Below are 2,265 nucleotides of genomic sequence, written 5' to 3' on the forward strand. Positions count from 1 at the left end.
TCTCGGTCATGCTCTTCTCGTCCTCTGCGGGAAAATCTCCCATCGAGGTGTCCATCAGAATTGGACCACGTCAGGAGTCTAAGAGTGCTTTCTGAACCGGCCGGTTTCCGTCGCGTAGGTCCAGTAGGTGAAAGACGCTCAGATAGGGCTGTTCCGCCAGTGAGAGCGACTCCTCAAGCTGAGGCAAAGCAATGGCGTGAAGCCTCCGCATCGCGGCGAAGTTCTCAGGTAGAGTGCGGGCCGCCGAATCCTCGCCGCGGGCACTGAACCCCGCGCGCTTGAAGTAGGTTCCTCGAATGAGTCGCACCGCATAGGACTTTGGCTGAGCTGCCTGCCACTCGTCGAGCCTGAGCAGATCTCGTTCGGTAAGCTCATAGAACGAGCGATAGATCTGCCGGAGCGCGAACTCTGACTCATGTCCGGCCGTGAAGCGCTTCTGGAACGCGACGGTCTGTGCCTCCAAGCGGCTGAAGTTTCCTTGCCTCAGCAGATCTAGCCATGTTTGCTCCACCTGCGCATTCGTCGTCGTAAAGACGAACACTAGAGTAAGTGCCAAGAGCCGCAGGGTATGTTTGATCATCATCGACGCCACAGAGGAACCTAACGTTGAGATGAGAGGCGGCGCCCGGCTTGCCGTGTGACGTCCTCTCGATTGAAGGGCTAAATGTCCGTCGGTAGAACAGAATCATTTGACTATTTGATTGGAAGTCTATCGAGCCGATATGGTTGCCAAATCTGATGAAGAACTTTGCATGCGTTGTGATGTTCGACCCAGCTTTACAGCCAGCCGCCCGTAGGCAACCTTGGGGCGGCCCGTAGTCACGTCGAGATATTGTCTCGGCGGCGCATCCCGCGACTACCAGTGCAATCCAGCTGATGACCAGAGCACCGGGCAACGGTTGCGCGATGAATCTCATGTCGCTTCTCCGTGCCGCCGGTTGGTCAACTGTGGTGCGGCTGTAGGCCATTCGAACACGGGCGCGAGCCACCGCAATCGTGGCGCAGCCGCCGTCGGCTATGGCGACTACTCTTTCGACCTCCAGGCGGTCCGAAAGGAGCCCCCTGGCGGAAGGCAGCCAATGGCCGAGGCTGTGTGAAAACTCAAGACTCGAAGCATTTTGGGGGTCTTCTCACCCCTACCTGAATGTCGATCGTCGAATACAGAGCGATCTGGGAGGTCGATTTCGATGGCGACCTTCAACGCGGYGAGTTTTCACACAGCCTCGGCCGCCTGCGGCCTTGCGGRCGTCGGTGTGATCGTAGTGCTGCCGACCCTCGGGTCGCCGAGTTCTGCGACGGAAAGCGTATGGGAAAGCCGCGGCCGACTGCGTCAATGCGCGGGCAAGCGTTCAAGGCTATACGGTTGCCAGCTCTGGCCCACGACAACGCATGCTCGGTTGTCGGCGGTCCAGCTTTGGAGCCACCTGCCTGTCAACTGCTTGCTCCCATCGAGCGACATCCTGATGGGCACCCACCCGACCGTCAGACCAATGCACACCGGGTCCTCTTGCAAGGGCTTCAAGAGTACCTCCCCGACGAAATCGGGCCCGCTGACGGTCCCCCGGATGACAGTCTCTCCAACCCGGAAGCCAATTCGCTGTTGCGGTGGACTGACCTGGACGTATTGCCCGATCCATCCTTTCCCGTAAGGCAAGAAGCGCAAGACGCTGGAGGCCGGATAGTTGGCAGTCTCGAACCACAAGCCCTCGAAGCTGAACGCCTCGTGCGTTTGAGGCATGGTCTCGCCCTTCGACAGGTCGGCACTGAACGAAGCGGCCGAGAGGCCTGCCAAACCCAGGCCGACGAGCACCCTGGAAAGGGTTCGCGAATGGAAGTTCATCGTTCAACTTTCGTTTGCCATCGGCAGCTTAGCTGCTGTTCGCGAAGGGGGGCTCCTGGCCGACCTCCGCCTTAGCGAAGATCGTCCAAATCCGGATGTTCACCGACGATCGGCTCGAGGATGGCCATCTGAATTTGGCCGATGATAAGACCGACCTGCTTGTGCGGGCGGCTAACCTCGGCCCGATCGTCAGTGATTACCGCCAAGTGAAGTACCGACGATAGCGCCTGGATCGCTTTCATAGCTTCGTTCCTGATGCCGACTGCAACTGACCTGTTCATGGTCACCGTGGGTACCCAGAAAGCCGTCACTGGCGACCGTCTGCTTGTGGCCGAGGCTGTGTGAAAACTCAAGACTCGAAGCATTTTGGGGGTCTTCTCACCCCTACCTGAATGTCGATCGTCGAATACAGAGCGATCTGGGAG

3 protein-coding genes are annotated in these 2,265 nt (G+C 58.7%); all 3 read right to left on the bottom strand.

Annotation, left to right across the window (positions count from 1 at the left end):
* Positions 1-70 precede the first annotated feature (70 nt).
* The 3 genes from AC1DXV_RS33935 to AC1DXV_RS33945 all read right to left on the bottom strand — a co-directional run bounded on the left by AC1DXV_RS33935 (position 71) and on the right by AC1DXV_RS33945 (position 2,082).
* Positions 71-580, bottom strand: a complete 510-nt coding sequence (locus AC1DXV_RS33935; RefSeq protein ID WP_477874173.1) for a hypothetical protein — start codon at positions 578-580, stop codon at positions 71-73.
* A 750-nt stretch (positions 581-1,330) separates the two neighbouring features.
* Positions 1,331-1,840 carry a hypothetical protein gene (locus AC1DXV_RS33940; protein ID WP_477937965.1) on the bottom strand — a complete coding sequence of 170 codons (510 nt, stop codon included), beginning with the start codon at positions 1,838-1,840 and terminating at the stop codon, positions 1,331-1,333.
* A 71-nt stretch (positions 1,841-1,911) separates the two neighbouring features.
* The gene (locus tag AC1DXV_RS33945) at positions 1,912-2,082 is read right to left on the bottom strand and encodes a hypothetical protein (RefSeq protein ID WP_477874884.1); all 171 of its coding nucleotides are present in this window, start codon (positions 2,080-2,082) and stop codon (positions 1,912-1,914) included.
* Positions 2,083-2,265 lie beyond the last annotated feature (183 nt).

The organism is Rhizobacter sp. P3_C12, assembly GCF_056402735.1.